At 41.5% G+C, this 17,948-nt stretch carries 12 protein-coding genes; all 12 read left to right on the top strand.

Translation table 11 applies throughout. The features are described 5' to 3' along the window. Window positions 1-31 precede the first annotated feature (31 nt). The 12 genes from pcrA (at window position 32) to M1D84_RS15535 (ending at window position 17,942) form a co-directional block, all read left to right on the top strand. A complete protein-coding gene (gene pcrA, locus M1D84_RS15590; protein ID WP_024426683.1) occupies window positions 32-2,254 on the top strand; it encodes a DNA helicase PcrA in 2,223 nt (740 codons plus the stop codon). Window positions 2,255-2,294: 40 nt separating this feature from the next. Beyond that, window positions 2,295-4,301 carry an NAD-dependent DNA ligase LigA gene (gene ligA / locus M1D84_RS15585; protein WP_149125921.1) on the top strand — a complete coding sequence of 669 codons (2,007 nt, stop codon included), beginning with the start codon at window positions 2,295-2,297 and terminating at the stop codon, window positions 4,299-4,301. Window positions 4,302-4,316: 15 nt separating this feature from the next. Beyond that, on the top strand, window positions 4,317-5,513 hold the full coding sequence (locus tag M1D84_RS15580) for a CamS family sex pheromone protein (protein ID WP_411256713.1): 1,197 nt from the start codon (window positions 4,317-4,319) through the stop codon (window positions 5,511-5,513). A 133-nt stretch (window positions 5,514-5,646) separates the two neighbouring features. Beyond that, window positions 5,647-6,846: an MFS transporter gene (locus M1D84_RS15575; protein ID WP_024424533.1), complete on the top strand. Its 1,200-nt coding sequence runs from the start codon at window positions 5,647-5,649 to the stop codon at window positions 6,844-6,846. Window positions 6,847-6,937: 91 nt separating this feature from the next. Next, window positions 6,938-11,407: an amino acid adenylation domain-containing protein gene (locus M1D84_RS15570; protein ID WP_283859922.1), complete on the top strand. Its 4,470-nt coding sequence runs from the start codon at window positions 6,938-6,940 to the stop codon at window positions 11,405-11,407. Continuing rightward, window positions 11,404-12,945 carry a serine hydrolase domain-containing protein gene (locus tag M1D84_RS15565; protein ID WP_122631732.1) on the top strand — a complete coding sequence of 514 codons (1,542 nt, stop codon included), beginning with the start codon at window positions 11,404-11,406 and terminating at the stop codon, window positions 12,943-12,945. Before M1D84_RS15570 ends, M1D84_RS15565 begins: the two co-directional genes overlap by 4 nt. Further along, window positions 12,908-13,888: a C39 family peptidase gene (locus M1D84_RS15560; RefSeq protein WP_341080788.1), complete on the top strand. Its 981-nt coding sequence runs from the start codon at window positions 12,908-12,910 to the stop codon at window positions 13,886-13,888. The genes M1D84_RS15565 and M1D84_RS15560 overlap by 38 nt, the downstream gene beginning before the upstream one ends. Further along, window positions 13,885-14,595, top strand: a complete 711-nt coding sequence (locus tag M1D84_RS15555; protein ID WP_212048713.1) for a thioesterase II family protein — start codon at window positions 13,885-13,887, stop codon at window positions 14,593-14,595. The genes M1D84_RS15560 and M1D84_RS15555 overlap by 4 nt, the downstream gene beginning before the upstream one ends. Next, a complete protein-coding gene (locus tag M1D84_RS15550; protein WP_024424537.1) occupies window positions 14,592-15,449 on the top strand; it encodes a 3-hydroxyacyl-CoA dehydrogenase family protein in 858 nt (285 codons plus the stop codon). The genes M1D84_RS15555 and M1D84_RS15550 overlap by 4 nt, the downstream gene beginning before the upstream one ends. Before the next feature lie 14 nt (window positions 15,450-15,463). Further along, window positions 15,464-16,516 carry an HAD-IIIC family phosphatase gene (locus M1D84_RS15545; protein WP_025092642.1) on the top strand — a complete coding sequence of 351 codons (1,053 nt, stop codon included), beginning with the start codon at window positions 15,464-15,466 and terminating at the stop codon, window positions 16,514-16,516. Window positions 16,517-16,543: 27 nt separating this feature from the next. Beyond that, window positions 16,544-16,813, top strand: a complete 270-nt coding sequence (locus tag M1D84_RS15540) for an acyl carrier protein (protein WP_024424539.1) — start codon at window positions 16,544-16,546, stop codon at window positions 16,811-16,813. Next, window positions 16,800-17,942 (top strand): acyl-CoA dehydrogenase family protein, encoded by a 1,143-nt coding sequence (locus tag M1D84_RS15535; RefSeq protein ID WP_103132282.1) that lies wholly within the window; start codon window positions 16,800-16,802, stop codon window positions 17,940-17,942. The genes M1D84_RS15540 and M1D84_RS15535 overlap by 14 nt, the downstream gene beginning before the upstream one ends. Window positions 17,943-17,948: the final 6 nt, after the last annotated feature.

Raw genomic sequence — 17,948 nt, 5'->3', positions numbered from 1 at the left:
AGAACATAAGTTCGAATTGGCGGTGAATGGAATGAATGAAATATCGAATCATCTATTAGAAGGGCTGAATGACGCACAGAAAGAAGCAGTCAAAGCAACAGACGGTCCTTTATTGTTGATGGCAGGAGCAGGAAGCGGGAAGACACGGGTGCTCACACATCGAATTGCCTACTTAATGGCAGAAAAGCATGTGGCGCCGTGGAACATTTTAGCGATTACATTTACAAATAAAGCAGCACGTGAAATGCGTGAACGTGTCCAAGCTATTTTAGGGCCTGGCGCTGATGACATCTGGATCTCTACGTTCCACAGCATGTGTGTCCGCATTTTAAGACGTGATATTGACCGCATTGGTGTGAATCGCAACTTCTCTATTTTAGACACATCTGACCAGCTTTCAGTCATCAAAAACATTTTAAAAGAACGGAATATCGATCCTAAAAAGTTCGACCCGCGCAGTATTTTAGGATCAATCAGCAGTGCAAAAAACGAACTCATTGACGCAGAGGAATACGCCAAAACAGCTGGTGATTTCTATGATCAAGTGGTCAGCGATGTCTATACAGATTATCAAAAGCGTTTACTCAAAAACCAATCACTCGACTTTGATGACTTAATTATGATGACAATTCGTCTGTTTGAGCGCATTCCTGAAGTATTAGAGCACTATCAGCGGAAATTCCAATACATTCATGTGGATGAGTATCAGGATACGAACAGAGCACAGTACATGCTTGTGAAACTGCTCGCGCAGCGCTTTCAAAATATATGTGTTGTCGGTGACTCGGATCAGTCTATTTATCGCTGGCGCGGAGCGGATATTACAAACATTCTCTCCTTTGAAAAAGATTATCCATCCAGTGAAGTGATTCTGCTTGAGCAAAATTACAGATCGACGAAACGCATTTTGCATGCCGCAAATACGGTCATTCAAAACAATGCAAACCGGAAGCCGAAAAATCTTTGGACAGAAAATGATGAAGGAGCGAAGATTGCCTATTATCGTGCAGATAATGAATTTGGTGAGGGTCAATTTGTCGCAGGAAAGATTCGTCAGCTTCATCAGAGCGGAAAGCGCAAATTATCCGATTTTGCGATCCTTTACCGGACAAATGCCCAGTCTCGTGTCATAGAGGAAACGTTAATGAAAGCCAACATTCAATACAACATTGTCGGCGGCACAAAGTTCTATGACAGAAAAGAGATCAAGGACATTTTGGCATACTTACGCCTAGTGGCAAACCCAGATGACGATATTAGTTTTGCACGAATTGTCAACGTACCAAAGCGCGGAATCGGTGCGACATCTGTTGATAAAATTGCAGCATATGCAGAGATGAATGACCTGTCTATGTTTGAAGCACTTGGTCAGGTGGATTTCATTGGACTGAGTGCACGGGCAGCCAATGCGCTTGATGAATTCAAACAGCTCATTGATCAAATGACGAACATGCAGGACTATTTATCTGTCACTGAATTAACAGAAGAAATTCTAGAGAAAACAGGCTATCGTGAAGCGCTGAAGCTCGAAAAAACGATTGAAGCACAAAGCCGCTTAGAAAATATTGACGAGTTTTTATCCGTCACTAAGAACTTTGAAGAACAAAATGAAGACAAGTCACTTGTGACCTTCCTGACAGATCTCGCCCTCGTCGCAGACATTGATAAGCTGGATGAGAATGAAGAAGAAGATCAGGATGCTGTCATCTTAATGACACTTCACGCCGCAAAAGGTCTAGAATTCCCTGTTGTTTTCTTAATGGGAATGGAGGAAGGTGTCTTCCCGCACAGCCGTTCATTAATGGAAGATGCAGAGATGGAAGAAGAGCGCCGCCTCGCTTACGTAGGCATCACACGGGCTGAAGAAGAGCTTTATTTATCAAGTGCAAAAATGAGAACACTTTTCGGCCGGACAAACATGAACCTTGAATCTAGATTCATTCGAGAAATACCAGCCGATTTATTGGACAACCTAAATGAGAAAAAAGAAACAAAAACACCGTTTGGCCAAACAAGAGAAAGACCGCAAAGACGGGGACCTGTCTCACGTCCGCAAACACAAACGATTCAAAACACAGGCGGCGGCAGTATTGGCTGGGCTGTGGGCGATAAAGCGGCCCATAAAAAATGGGGCGTTGGTACGGTTGTCAGTGTGAAAGGCAGCGGAGACAGCACAGAGCTTGACATTGCGTTCCCAAGCCCTACAGGCATTAAGCGTCTTCTCGCAGCATTTGCACCAATTGAGAAGCAATAAACTGATAGGACAAAACGGATGAATTGAAAGGAAGAAGCAGATGGATAAAGAAGCAGCGAAACGCCGGATCGAGGAACTGCACCAGATTTTGAATCAATACAACTACGAATATCATACACTTGATCGTCCAAGTGTTCCTGACGCTGAATATGATGCGCGGATGCGTGAGCTGATCTCTCTGGAGGAAGAACACCCTGACTTAAAAGCAGCGGATTCTCCTTCACAAAGAGTAGGCGGCGCTGTTTTAGACGCCTTCCAAAAAGTGCGTCACGGCACACCGATGCTCAGCCTTGGGAATGCGTTTAATGAACAGGACCTTCTTGATTTTGACCGCCGGGTTCGTCAAGCAGTCGGTGACGATATCGCATACAATGTCGAGCTGAAAATTGATGGACTCGCTGTTTCTCTCCGTTATGAAAATGGCGTGTTTGTCCGAGGAGCGACACGCGGAGATGGAACAACGGGGGAGGATATTACAGAAAATCTCAAAACGATTCGTTCCATCCCGCTTAAAATCAAACGCCCTCTGTCGATTGAAGTGAGAGGCGAGGCATTTATGCCAAAACCTTCTTTTGAAGCATTAAATGAAAAAAGAATTCAAAACGAAGAAGAGCCGTTTGCAAACCCGCGTAATGCGGCTGCAGGTTCACTTCGTCAGCTTGATACGAAAATTGCAGCGAAACGAAACCTTGATATATTCGTCTACAGTATAGCGGAGCTTGATGAAATTGGTGTTGAAACGCAAAGCGCAGGACTGGATCTTCTCGACGAACTTGGCTTTAAAACAAACAAAGAAAGACGGATGTGCCAAACGATCGAAGAAGTCATCGACCTTATTGAAACATTAAAAGTAAAGCGTGCCGATTTTTCATATGAAATCGATGGAATTGTCATTAAAGTCAATTCACTGGCTCAGCAGGAAGAACTCGGCTTTACAGCAAAAAGCCCGCGCTGGGCGGTTGCGTACAAGTTTCCGGCTGAAGAGGTCGTAACGAAGCTGCTTGATATTGAACTAAGCGTCGGGCGAACAGGCGTGATTACACCAACAGCGATTCTTGAGCCTGTCAAAGTAGCAGGGACGACAGTGCAGCGTGCATCTCTTCATAATGAAGATTTGATCAAAGAAAAGGATATTCGCTTGTTTGATCAAGTGATTGTGAAAAAAGCCGGCGATATTATTCCTGAAGTCGCAGGTGTCCTTGTCGATCAGCGTACAGGCGAAGAAAAACCGTTTCACATGCCAACTGAATGTCCAGAGTGTCATAGTGAGCTGGTGCGAATCGAAGGCGAAGTAGCCTTGCGATGCATCAATCCAGAATGTCCTGCCCAAATACGTGAGGGACTCATTCACTTCGTTTCCCGTAATGCAATGAATATTGATGGGCTTGGCGAGCGGGTCATTACACAGCTCTTCAAGGAACAGCTAGTCTCTCGTGTGTCCGACCTTTACCGATTAACGAAAGAAGAGCTGATTCAGCTTGAACGAATGGGCGAAAAATCCGTCGACAATTTACTGCGTTCGATTGAGCAGTCGAAAGAAAACTCTCTTGAGCGTTTACTATTTGGACTCGGCATTCGATTTATTGGTTCAAAGGCGGCAAAGACCTTGGCGATGCATTTCGAAAACATCGATCAATTAAAGCAAGCAACGAAAGAACAATTACTTGAAGTCGACGAAATTGGTGAAAAAATGGCTGATGCCGTCGTCACGTACTTTGAGAAAGAAGAAATACTCGATCTGCTGAACGAACTAAAAGAGCTTGGAGTCAATATGACCTATACAGGACCGAAGCCGGTAAAAGCAGAAGAAAGTGATTCCTACTTTGCAGGAAAAACCATTGTGCTGACAGGAAAGTTAGAAGAAATGGCGCGAAACGATGCAAAAGCAGCGATCGAAGCGTTAGGCGGCAAGCTGGCAGGTAGTGTGAGTAAAAAAACAGATCTAGTCATTGCCGGAGAAGCAGCGGGGAGTAAGCTGACAAAGGCAGAAGAACTCAATATTGAAATTTGGGACGAAGCTAAAATGCTCGAGGAGCTAAAGAAATAAGAGGAGTGTTTTCTATTGAAAAAGTTGTTATTGCTGCTGACAATGCTCACACTGGTATTGTCAGCGTGTGCACCTTTTGGGGGAAAGGAAGAGGAAGAGGTCACACAAAAAACGGATGAAACGAAGGAAACAAAGGAAACAGCCATCATCCCGATGTACAATATCTCAGACTCCTATTACAAAATGGTGCTGCCGTTTAAACAAGGAGCTGCGAGAGGTTTAACAGCGGAGCGTCTCAACACACGCTTGGACATTGATGAATTTGAAACAGGACTCATGCGCCTCGCAACAGAGTCATTTAATACAAACGACTATCTTTTCCAAGAAGGACAGCATTTAGATGAGGACACCGTTCTCAGCTGGCTGGCACGCAAAAAAACAGGCAGTGATCTAAAAAAGGCAGAAAAAGAAGATAAAGACTTTAAGAATCTAGGCTTAAATCCTGCTCTTCCAAACTCAGGTTCAACAAAGTCTAAAAATGAAAATAGTCCCATCTACTTAGCTTCGATGCTAGAGCATAATTACTTAATTCGAAAAGACAAAAACAGCTTACAGCTTGGCGGAGTTGTCATTGGTCTTGCACTGAACTCTGTTTATTATTACCGTGAAAAGATCGGTGACCCGCAGCAAGAGGTGACCATCGACTCATCGAAAAATTCAAAGAAACTTTTGGCAGAGGGTGAAAAAATCGCTGAACAAGTGATCAAGCGCATTCGTCAAATGGACGGACTGCAAAAAGTGCCTGTCATGATTGCCCTTTATAAGCAAGCACCAAAATCATCTATCGTTCCAGGTAACTTTATCGCCAAAACGGATGTGAAAGCAGGCTCTGCTGATATCGGAAAGTGGGATACGATCGAAGAGGAGAATGTATTCTTCCCTTCAGATAATGCGAAAAGCAGCTACAAAGATGATTCAGAGCGATTTGACCGCTTCAAGACAAAGGTCGAAGACTACTTCCCGAATTACACTGGTGTTGTAGGAAAAGGCTTTTACAAAAACGGCAACCTGCAAAAAATGAAAATCGAAATTCCAATGCAGTTCTATGGAAAAACGGAAGTCGTAGCCTTCACACAATATTTAACCGGTGAAGTCATGGATTACTACAAGAGTACCAATATCGAAATCAACATTACATCTTCTGATCAACAAGAAGCCTTGATTACGAAAAATGCTGAAGACAAAGAACCGACTGTTCATATATATGACTAAATAAAAACCGCCTTTTGGCGGTTTTTTAAATTAGTAAAAATGTATCAAATTATGAAAATATTGTTATAAAAAGTAGAAGTGTAGAAAATAATGTATTATTATGGGTGATAATGAAGAGAAAATGGAGATAAATATGAAAAACAAATCATTTTACTTTTTATTAGGGGGACAATCCCTAGCTAATTTCGGGGATTCACTATATGTCCTCGTTCTGACCATCCTGACATACCAATTAACAAATTCTACACTAATTGCTTCAATGGTGGCTGTCTCCCAGTTTGTTGGACAAGCACTTGGAGCGGTACTCATTCCTTTCTTTATGTATCAATTTAAGCTGAAAAGACTCATTATCTATTTGCAAATGTGTCAAATTGCTTTCTTCGGTTGCTTGATTTTCATTTATATTTTACAACTATCAACATTTACTATTCCTCTCTTTTTTATCATTGTATTTTTCCTTTCTTTGATAGATGGGGGAACCATTCCTGTTCGAAATTCGATGATCCCGCGTTTAGTAGAAAAGAACTTTTTACTAAAAGCCAATAGCTATATCTTAACTTCTGACCAAATTGTCCTTTTACTAGGATGGCTTTTAGGAGGGCTGTTTATTGGCATTCTTGGACCGCAGTTTCTCCTCATTACGACACTTGTTTTATATAGTTTGTCGCTCATATCTATGCTCTTTATCATTGATACTGGGGCTGCAGCTAAACAAGAGCAACAGTCTGAATCATTTGGTACACGAATCTTTTCAGGCTGGAAGATCATGTATGAAAAGCCAACCATTCGAACATTAACGATTTTAGAAATGCTGTCCATGAGCGGCAGAAGTATCTGGACTGGTGCTATTATTCTTGTGTATGTCACTGAAGTCTTACACCAGCCTGAAACATGGTGGGGCTTTATTAACGCAAGCTATTTTGGCGGAACCATTCTAGGCGGTCTGCTCGTGCTGCGGTTCGCAAAGCATGTGGAACAGCGTTTGTTTGATCACATTTTTTACAGCTCGGTGATCGTAGCTCTGCTAACCCTTTGCTTAGGGTTGAATCATTCAGCATGGATGAGTTTATTGTTTGTCTTTTTATTAGGGCCGGCTTTTCAGCTTCGCAGTATTTCTATTCGTACCTATGTACAAGATACACTGAGTCAAATTGAATTGCCTAAAATACTATCAGCTCAACATACACTATCGACTTTTATATATGGAATGTCCATCCTCGTTATGAGCACCATGACCGATCTCTTTGGGGCAAGAGTCGTCTTTTTTATCAACGTTGTCCTGTTTACTGTGTCGGCTTTCCTAGCGTCTAGATTAAAAAATGAACAAATTTAGACAGTTTATCTCAATTATTTACAAAAATACCATTATGTGATTTAATAAGTTCGTAGAAATGTTAACTATATGAAAAGTAGAGGTGGCGTAATTGACTAGTAGTTTAGTATATTGGCCATTAACACATCCGCAGCGGCGCGTGATGAACATGGAAACATTTTATCCAGAAACACCAATTAATCATATTGGCGGTATTATTTTCGTCAATGGGCCGTTGCAGCTCGATAAACTGAAGCAGGCCATTGCAACATGTATCATGACGACAGAATCTCTTCGTCTCAAGCTAGTAGAGAAAGATGATGAGATGCTTCAATACGTTGATCCAAACGCCGATCATCATATTCCTGCCTATGAGTTTTCCACACATAAAGACATGCTGGAATGGGCTGAAAAAGCCTTCAAAACACCATTTCAATTACTAGAAACCTCTCTCGCCGAATTTGCTGTATTAAAAATCGGTGAACAACAATCCGGTTATTTCATCAAATGCCATCATACAGTAGCAGATGGATGGTCGATGAAAGTAATCATCGATAAAATTAGCCAGCTTTACACTGCTCTTACACAAAGCTCCTCTATTGAACAAGAAGCAGACAATCATTCTGTTTTTATTGATAAAGAATCAAAATATATGAACTCCCCAAGATTTAAAAAAGATCAGCAATTTTGGAAAGAAACATTATCTGATGTGTCTGACAGTTATTTGGTACAGGGAACTGACCAAATCAAAGGCCATCGGCAGAGCCATTACCTTGATCGACAACTCTCAGAACGAATCTATGAATTTATAGATACCCATCATTGTTCAATCAACTCTTTATTTACTTTAGGACTCTTCGTTTACTTGCATAAAAGATACCAGCAAAAAGATTTTATTATTGGGACGCCAGTTCTCAATCGTTCCGGGCAAAAGGAAAAAGCCACGTCCGGTATGACCGTTAGCACAATGCCATATCGAATGAAGATGAACCCTCATTTATCTCTATTAGAAAGTTTGTCAGACGTTCAAAAAAGCTATAAGACTTACTTCCTGCATCAGCGTTATCCCTATGATGCACTTGTCAAGGATTTAGAGCTTGCAAAGGCAGGATATGATCAGCTTTTTCAAATCTATATCAACTCCTACAGCACAAATATGGTGCAGGAGATGGAAGGATACAAAGTGGAATACATGGAGCTTTACAATGGATTCCAGCCATATGGCTTGCAAGTAGCTGTGAAAGAATGGGATGAAAAAGGGCAAATCGAGCTGCAATATGACTACAAAATCTCAGATTACAGCAATGAAGACATCAACTTTCTACATAAAAGGATGCTTCTCTTTGTCGAGAACATACTTACCCAGCCCAAGCAGCTCTTAAAAGACGTACTGCTTATGACAGAGGAAGAGGAACATCGAGAGCTATATCAATGGAACGACACAGGCGTGCTATTCCCACAAAAGCAAAAAATTCATGAATTAATCACAGACATGTCAAAGACTTCTCCTGATCGAATCGCGATTCAGGACGGCTCTCATATCATGACATACGGTGAACTTGAGAGAAAAACCAACCAAATGGCGCATTTCCTGCAAACACATGGCTTACAGAGACATGACTTTGTTGCAATATGTATGAATCATTCACCAGAACTGATTGTACTATTGCTGGGGATTTTAAAGGCTGGAGGTGCATATGTACCGATTGATCCTGAGTATCCGCAGGAACGCATTCAGTTTATTTTGGATGACAGTCAGGCAAAGCTGTTTTTTACAGATCATGCATCTGCATACCATTTTAATGGTGATACGTACAATATCTACAACGTGTGGGATCAGTTGGATCCGTATGATGTGGAACATTCATTCATTGGAGATGATGAAGACGTCGCATACATGATTTATACGTCTGGTTCTACAGGACAGCCAAAGGGAGTGATGATTGAGCATCAAAGCTTAGTGAACTATATCATGTCTGCCAAAACAAACTATACAGATTCAGAAGATGACCATTTTGCTCTGTATTCGTCCATTGCATTTGATCTAACCATTACCTCCATTTATACGCCATTGGTTATTGGCAGTACAGTAGTCATCTATCGTCAAGAGGATCAGCCAGGCTTTTTATTAGAACATATTTTGTTTGATCAAAAAGCAAAGGTGATCAAGCTGACACCAGCTCATATGGCACTGTTAACAGATGCTGCACTGTCTCAGTCAGTGGTTAAACGGATGATTGTAGGAGGAGAACAATTATCGACTTCTTTGGCTAAAAGAATTACTGAGGCAAGTGATGGAAGGATATCCATCTTTAATGAATATGGACCAACTGAAGCAACCGTTGGCTGTATGATCCATCAGTTCCATCAAGATGATGGCGGGACATCGGTGTCAATTGGAGTGCCGATGCCGAATACAGAGATTTATCTTTTAGATGAAAATCAGCAAGTGGTGCTGCCAGGGACGATAGGAGAAATATATATTTCAGGCGCGGGTGTTGGAAGAGGATACTGGCAAAGACCTGATTTGCAGAAATCACGTTTTCTGCCCAATCCATTTGTAAGTCATCGCCGCATGTACCGAACCGGTGACATTGCGAAACGTGCAAGTGATGGAAAGATTGAATACATTGGCCGGATTGACCATCAAATCAAGCTTCGGGGCTACCGGATAGAGCTGGGTGAAATCGAACTTGCGCTTATGGCAATCGATGAAGTGGATAAAGCAGCTGTCATTGATCTAACTGATGAATCTGGAGAAAAACAGCTGGCTGCTTATATTGAATTGAAAGATGAAGAGCTAACCTCCTTTTTACTAAGGAAGAAATTATCAGATCAGCTGCCAGCTTATATGGTACCTGCCTATTTTGTTGTATTACAAGAACTCCCGCTCACCCAAAATGGAAAAATCAATCGGGCAGCACTGCCTGATCCATTGTTGTCTCAAGTGGAAACAGCCGTTGAATGGTCGAAGGAAACAGCGGACATTGAAGGGATCATAGTAGATACAGCAAAAGCCATCTTAGGGCATGAAAAGGTCGAACCGGCTGATCATTTTTATCAGCTTGGCGGCGATTCCATAAAGGCGATTCAATTTATTGCGAAGTTAAAAGACAAAGGTCTCTATTTAAAAACCAAAGATCTATTTACTTATCCCATTTTTAGAGAAATGGCACAAGTCGTTCAGCAGGAACCAGTCTTACATATCTCACAAGAACAGGCTGTGGGCGATGTGAAATCGATCCCAATCATTGAATGGTTTTGGTCCCAGCGGTTAAAAGATAAACATTTCTGGCATCAATCTATCATTGTTCATTCAAAGAAAAAAATGGATGAAAGAATCGTGCAGAGTGCTTTAAAAGAGCTGGTCATTCATCACGACGGATTAAGGTTAAAAGTACATGAGGCGACAAATACACTCTATTATGATGAAAACATTCAGGATATCCCGCTGACGATACACGATTTTACGGCATTGTCAGAAGAGAAGGTGGAAGAAGCGCTGCAAGAAGTAGGATGTCAGATCAAGCAAAGGACTCATCTTTATCAAGGACCATTAATTCAGGCAGCGCTTTGTCAAACTGCTTCTCAATCACATCTCATTTTTGCCGCCCATCATCTTTTAGTTGATGGTATGTCTTGGCAAATTCTTGTGGAGGATTTGATTCAATTATTTCATGCAGAGAAGGGTTCAGCAGAAGTGCTTCCGCCAAAAACTCATTCATATCAAACATTTACAGAGCGGGTTAACGAGTATGCAGTATCAGAAGATGTAAAAGAGGCGTTCAACTATTGGAAAAATGCGGTGCAGGGTATTCAGCCTCTGTATCAAGTTTCTTCTAATGAGGGATATGTCAAAGACGAAGTCAAATTAACGAAGGCTTTATCAGTGGAACTGACGGATCAATTGACCAATCAAGCGAATAAAGCGTACCAAACGCAGCCTCACGAACTGTTAATTTCAGCCTTAACGCAAGCCTGTTATCAGCAAACGAATCAAAAACGGATTTCTCTGGAATTAGAAGGTCATGGCAGAGATGCTGTGGAGGAAAATATTGATGTATCTAGAACGTGCGGCTGGTTCACCACCATGTATCCTGTGAATGTTCATGTTTCTGAATCTCTCTCAGATCACATACGGGCTGTCAAAGAAACGATACGTGAGGTGCCGAATAAAGGTGCAGAATATGGGCTGTTGTCACTCATCAATAGGCAGCTTCCTGATCATTCAGCGCCGCAATTACGGTTTAATTATTTAGGTGAAATCGATCAGGTGCTTAAACAATCATCTGATTATGAGATGTCTTACTTTACATCGGGGATTGATTCGTCATTGGATAATCCGTTAACAACCGTCATCGATATGGTCGCTACCATCAAGGGCGGTCAGCTGATTTTCCATCTTTCTTTCAGCGAAAAACAGCTGTGTGAAACAGATATGATGCAGCTATTGCAAGAGATAGAACAGCAAATTGAGCGTATGGTACAGCATTGCTTAGAACAAGAAGGGATCGAATTTACACCGTCTGATTTTGAAACAGTTGATATGTCTCTTGAAGAAATGGATTCATTATTTACATGAGGAAAAATCAGCATGTTATCTACATTTCATTTTTGTTAGCTGTCTTATGGATAAGCGGCTTTGCCGGGGGGGCACATGCAAAAGCAGTGATTTCATCTAAAGCCATTGATCAAGTGATAGAGGAACAGATGGAGCTTGGGCGCATTCCCGGCATGTCCGTTGTGGTTGTGAAAAAAGACGAAGTGGTGTACCAAAAAGGGTTTGGCTATGCGGATCGAAAGAAAATGAAGAAAGTGACAGCCAGTACTTTCTTTGAAATTGGTTCTACATCAAAGGCGTTTACCGCTCTTGCTATTGTGGAGTTAGAAAAGCAAGGGAAACTTCATTTGAAAGAACCGGTGAGCAGCTATATTCCAGGCTTTTTTCCAACATACCATGGAAAGCCTCAGCGTTTGACGGTGGAGCAATTAATGCATCACACAAGCGGCATCCCCTTTCAATCCATTGCGCTTATCCAGCCAGATCATGCAAAAGATGCGCTAAAGAAAACAGTCCATCAACTGAAATCAATTGAGCTCCATCACAAGCCTGGCAGCTCCTTTGAATATGCCACCATCAACTATGATGTTCTTGGTCTCATCATTGAAAATGTGACAGGAACGTCATATGAGGCATATATGAAAGGACTGTTTAAAACGCATCATCTTAACCAAACAGAAGCTGGGCTAAAACGCATGAAATCTGGTGTTGTTTCAGAAGGATTTAAACTGCATTTCCTTGCTCCACATGCTTATGAAGCACCAGAATATCGAGGCAACACCCCTGCAGGCTATATTGTGATGAATAATCAGGATGTGGGGACTTGGCTGCAATATCAATTGACCGATTCAACTTGGTCTCGTTTTGTAAAAAATCCTGATCAGTTAACTGTGAAAGTCCCAGAAGAAGGGGAGCATGTCTATTACAATGCCGGCTGGTATATAGAAAAAATGCATGGGCAGGTGGAATCATTATTTCATGCTGGATCTAATCCGAATTATTCGTCATTTTTTCTGATCCAGCCAAAAGAAGACGTTGCTATCGGAGTGTTAGCCAACATGAATAGCAGCTACACAGAGAAAACGGCACGTCTTATTGCCAAAACGATGACGGGTACAAATGAAGAAGCAGAGTCATCCATGGATCCATTTCAGCTCATTGATCAATTGAGTGTGGCAGCCACATGTCTTTTTATTTTGCTGCAAATAGTGTCAGTCGTTCGTTTTATCAAATGGAGGAAACGTGTAAGAAATGGCGTTCTGGTTCGCAGGCACATTTCACTTGGCGTATGGCTGAAAAGTATCGGCTGGGTACTGCTCCTAATTGGGATATTGCTTCTGCCAATGATTCTTTCACAACTAGCCTTTAAGGGACTGCCTTGGAAAATGACTTTTGTATGGGGACCTTTCTCTCTCATTGAATTAGCGATTTCTTATTATTTGTTTTTCATTTGGTTTTGTACGATTGGTTTCATCAAAGGATTTATGGTGACATCTACTGCTGGAAAGAGAGGACAAGAAGATGACCGTCAAACAGATTTCAGGCATTCATCCTTATAATGATTTGTTTTATCGCAGCTGTTTCTTCAATTGCTTTTTTCCAATTGTGATGCTGCATGGTCAAGAAGTCGCTCCATATTTATTAAATGATCAATTTGCATATCGACTTACAGAAGACGGTTTGCTGCAGATTGACTGGATGTCGGCACACGATCCAGAAAAGATTATGAATTTACAGGGCATTCAAGTTGAAAAAATGACGCATTGTACCCATCTCATTGAAAAGGTCAAACAAGATGTGAGGCGTGACCGCCCGGTGATTGTATGGGTAGACCCTTACGTTCAGCGAGGTAGAAAAGAGTATTTGACAACACATAGCCGTCATTCGATTTTAATCACGGGTTTTCATGAAAATCAGCAAACCTTTCAGGTATTAGAGAATCGTCATTTAGATAATTTGTCGTATGAGCATCAAGTGCTGTCATATGGAGATGTGCAGAAAGGGTATGATACCTTTCATGATCATTTTCAGCCGAATGATCAATTCCATTCCTATGCGGCCTTCCACTTTGATCCGGTCAAGGTCTCGACTGAATTATTTGATCAAAAAACGGCTTATTTCCTGAGAAATATGCATGGTCAGATTGACGCAATCGAAAAAGGAATTACAGCTCTTGAAACATTTTATGAACAGTTTCCTCAATGGGATGATATCGAGAAGCTCGTAGCATCTTTCAATCAGATCATCAATACGAAGAAAGTAGAGATGTATCGACTGAGACTCATAAAAGGCGATCTACCTGAGCTGTTTCAATGGATGGAAACTATTTTAGCAGAATGGGAGAAAGCGAGGCACCAGGCAGCAAAACTCTTTTTTTCAGGGGAAATGTCTAGTCGGTACCAAGCCAACATTAAAGCTTCCTTACAACAAATCATCCAAGATGAAAAAAAATGGCTGGAAATGTTGAAAATCAAATGCAAAAGGGAGTGTGGCGTGTCGTGAAGTTATTTTGCTTACCGTACGCAGGTGGAGCAAGTACCGTATTCAGTAAGTGGAAATCATATATAGACCGGTCTATAGAAATTCATGCCCTTGAACTCCCTGGGCACGGGACAAGAATGACAGAGCCTGTGCTGACAAATTTACAGCAAGTCGCAGATGATCTTTATCTACAGGCGTCCTCTTCCTTAAAAGAAGGAGAACCCTATGCCATTTTCGGTCATAGCATGGGAGCTGTACTTGCATACGAATTACAAAAAAGAATGAAAACAAGATTAAACAAAGAGCCTGGCCATGTTTTTTATTCTGGACGCTTTCCACCACATATTCCAGAGAAGAAAGTCTATCATCAGCTGTCAGATGCCAAATTAAAAGAGGCGATTATTGCGATGGGGGGCGTTCCTGAGGAACTTGCCGATAACCATGCAGTGCTTGATTTCTTTCTGCCGATTTTAAGAGCAGATTTTCAGCTTTTGGAGACTTATCAGTGTGATGAAGTCGTTCCAGCTGCATGCCCAATTTCTATTTTTTATGGTACACGTGATCTGCCTTCTGTGCTGTTTGATTTAGACGATTGGGATCAATATACAAGCAAAGATTGTGCGTTTTTTGAATTCGATGGAGATCACTTTTTTATTCATTCATTAACAAATGAAGTCGTAGAAAAAATCAATGTCATTTTAAAGCGAATTGGAGTGTTGGAGAAATGAACACGAAACACGTAGGCGTGATTGGGGCAGGTGTGATGGGGGCTGATATGGCATTAGACCTTTCAGCAAATGGCTATCAAGTCACATTGGTTGATGTCACAGAAGAAAAACTAAACGAAGCACTAGAAAAGATCAAGAAAACCTATCAATTGGTGCAATTTGTGAGAAAAAAGAAAATCTCATTGTCCTTAGAAGACGTATTGTCTCAAATTCAGCTATCGACTTCATTTGAAGGCTTACATGACGCACATATCGTCATTGAAAATGTGACGGAAGATTGGGAGATAAAAAAACCCATTTATGAAGAGCTGCGAGATATTTGTTCGAAAGAAACCATCTATTTTGTAAACACGAGCTGCATTTCCATTACAAAGGTAGGGTCCCTGATGCATCATCCTGAAAAAGTTATTGGTGCACATTTTATGAACCCTGTTCCTCTTAAAGCGTTAGTTGAGGTGATTAGAGGAAAAGCAACTTCTGATGAAACAGTTGAAACGGCAAAAGGTTTCTTGAAATCCTTTGATAAAACACCTGTTGTGGTGCATGATCTTCCAGGGTTTGTTTCCAACCGTGTGCTCATGCTGACAATCAATGAAGCGATTTGGGCGGTGCAAGATCAAGTCGCGACACCAGCTGATGTCGATAAAATTTTCCGCGGGGGCTTCGGCCATAAAATGGGGCCGCTTGCGACAGGAGACTTAATTGGGCTTGATACGATTTTGAATTCATTGCTTGTTTTATACGAGAGCTACAAAGATCCGAAGTTCCGCCCATGTCCTCTGCTTGTCAAAATGGTCGATGCTGGTGAGTATGGCAAAAAATCAGGTAAAGGCTTTTTCCAATATGACATGTGAAAGGAGAAAAACAAATGGCTAAACAAATCAAGTGTGTTGTCTGGGATTTAGATCATACATTATGGGATGGAATTTTACTTGAATCAGATGAAGTGACGTTAAAGCCATCGATGAAGGAAGTGCTAACAGAACTAGATGAGCGCGGTATCCTTTTATCCATTGCAAGCCGGAATGATGAAGCTGCTGTGAGGGAAAAGCTCTCCGCCTTTGGGATCGAACATTTCTTTCTTTATCCAGAGATTCATTGGAATGCCAAATCTAGTTCATTAGAGAGAATCAGCGAGCGCTTAAATATTCATAAAGATACCATTCTCTTTATCGATGATCAGCCATTTGAACGAGAAGAAGTGAAGGCGGTTCATCCAGAGATTACTTGCTGGGATGCGGTGGATTATATGACATTGCTCACAGATGATCGACTGCGACCAGCTTTTATCACAGAGGATGCAAAACGGCGCAGAGAAATGTACATGGAAGCAGATCAAAGGCAGCAGGAAGAAGAGAAATATGAAGGGCCGCCTGAAAAATTTTTGGCCTCTTTAAATATGAAATTCGTTATATCAGAAGCAGGAGAACAAGATCTCCAGCGAGCCGAAGAACTTACCGTTCGAACCAATCAATTAAATGCAAGCGGGAAAACCTACGATTATGCAGAGCTTGATTATTTCCGTCAATCAGACAATCACTTGCTTCTCGTCTGTGAACTTGAAGATAAATTCGGTTCATATGGAAAAATAGGACTCTCTTTAATAGAAGAAACAGGTGATACATGGCATGTCAAACTACTGCTTATGTCTTGCCGTGTTATGTCACGTGGAGTCGGGACCATTTTACTGACAACGATTTTGCAAGAGGCGAAAAAGAGAGGGAAACGGCTTGTAGCTGATTTTAAACAAACCGATCGAAACCGCATGATGTATATCACTTATAAGTTTGCGAATTTCAAAGAGATCGAGAATGGGGAAGATGGCTATATTTTGTTCGAAAACGATTTAAGCATGATTCAGCCCTTCCCAGAATACGTAGATGTCAACATTGAGATAAAGCAGAAGGACCCTGCCAAATAAAAAAGCGAAAAGCGAGGAGATTGAATGATGAACCTACACGAACAAGTAAGAGCATATATCGAGCAAAACCTAGTGGTATTTGATGAGGAAATGGAGCTTGGAAATGATGATCATATTTTTGAACAAGGCTTTGTCAATTCACTATTTGCGATGAAACTAGTGAACTATATTGAACATGACTTTCACTTCCAATTAGACAATGAAGACCTCGACATTGCTAATTTTAGTACGGTCAACCGTATTGTCGCCTTAATTGAGAAAAAACAACAGGGGGCGGCTCTTCATGAAAACAGCTGAACAAACAATCGATGCCATTGAAGAAATACGACAATATTGCAATGAACATATCCGTCCATTTGCCAATGAATTCGATGAGACAGAACATTTGCCGGAGTCGCTGATTCGAGATATGGCGAAAAGAGGCTATTTGGCGGCAGGTATCCCATCCTCCTATCAAGGATTGGGGCTTGATCCGATTGCATATGGACAATTCACGGAACAAGTGGGGAAAGCTTGCTGTAACGTACGGACATTATTAACAGTGAATTCACTCGTAGGGGAAGCCATTCTTCGTTATGGAACAGAAGAACAAAAACAAGGCTGGCTCGTTGAATTAGCTAAAGGGGAAAAAATCGGTGCCTTTGCTTTGTCAGAGCCGAATATTGGCTCAGATGCCAATCATGTTGAAACTAGCTATCAAAAAAAAGGACAGTCCTATGTATTAAATGGGAAGAAAAAGTGGATTTCCTTCGGAGCGATTGCAGATTTCTTTATTGTGATTGCACGAGACGGCGAACAGGTCACGGCATTCCTTGTCGATCGAGATCAGACGGGTGTAGAGATTGAGAGAATTACTGGAATGATGGCAAATCGAGCATCTTATTTAGCAGAAATCACTCTTGATCATGTGCAGGTACACGAAGACTGTGTCTTAGGGCCAGTTGGGGGCGGTTTTAACCACGTAGTGTCTCTGGCTTTAGACCATGGAAGATACAGTGTTGCCTGGGCAGGGCTTGCCATTGCACAAGAAGCCGTTGATTCTCTCGTTACGTATTCACGCAAAAGAACTCAGTTTAATGAAAAACTATACAAGCATCAAATGATCAAAGGAATGATCGGAGATGCAGTCACTCAGCTCCATGCAGCGAGAGCTTTATGCCTAAAGGCTGGAGAAATGCGAGAAGCGAATCATCCTGATGCGATCACAGAAACATCCATTGCAAAATATTTCACCTCCAAAATTGCTGTCGACATTACAAATACAAATGTCCAAATCCATGGTGGGAGTGGATTTAGCCGGGAAAACTCAGCTTCAAGATTATATCGTGAAGCGAAGGTACTTGAAATTATTGAAGGGACTTCGCAAATTCAGCAGCAGGTCATTGCTAACTATGGTTTACGCCATTATTTCGTGAAACATTCTTAGAAAGAA

The organism is Bacillus sp. PK5-006 (genome assembly GCF_054161415.1).
Note: the sequence above shows the minus strand (reverse complement) of the source record. Positions and strands in the feature narration are given on the sequence as shown.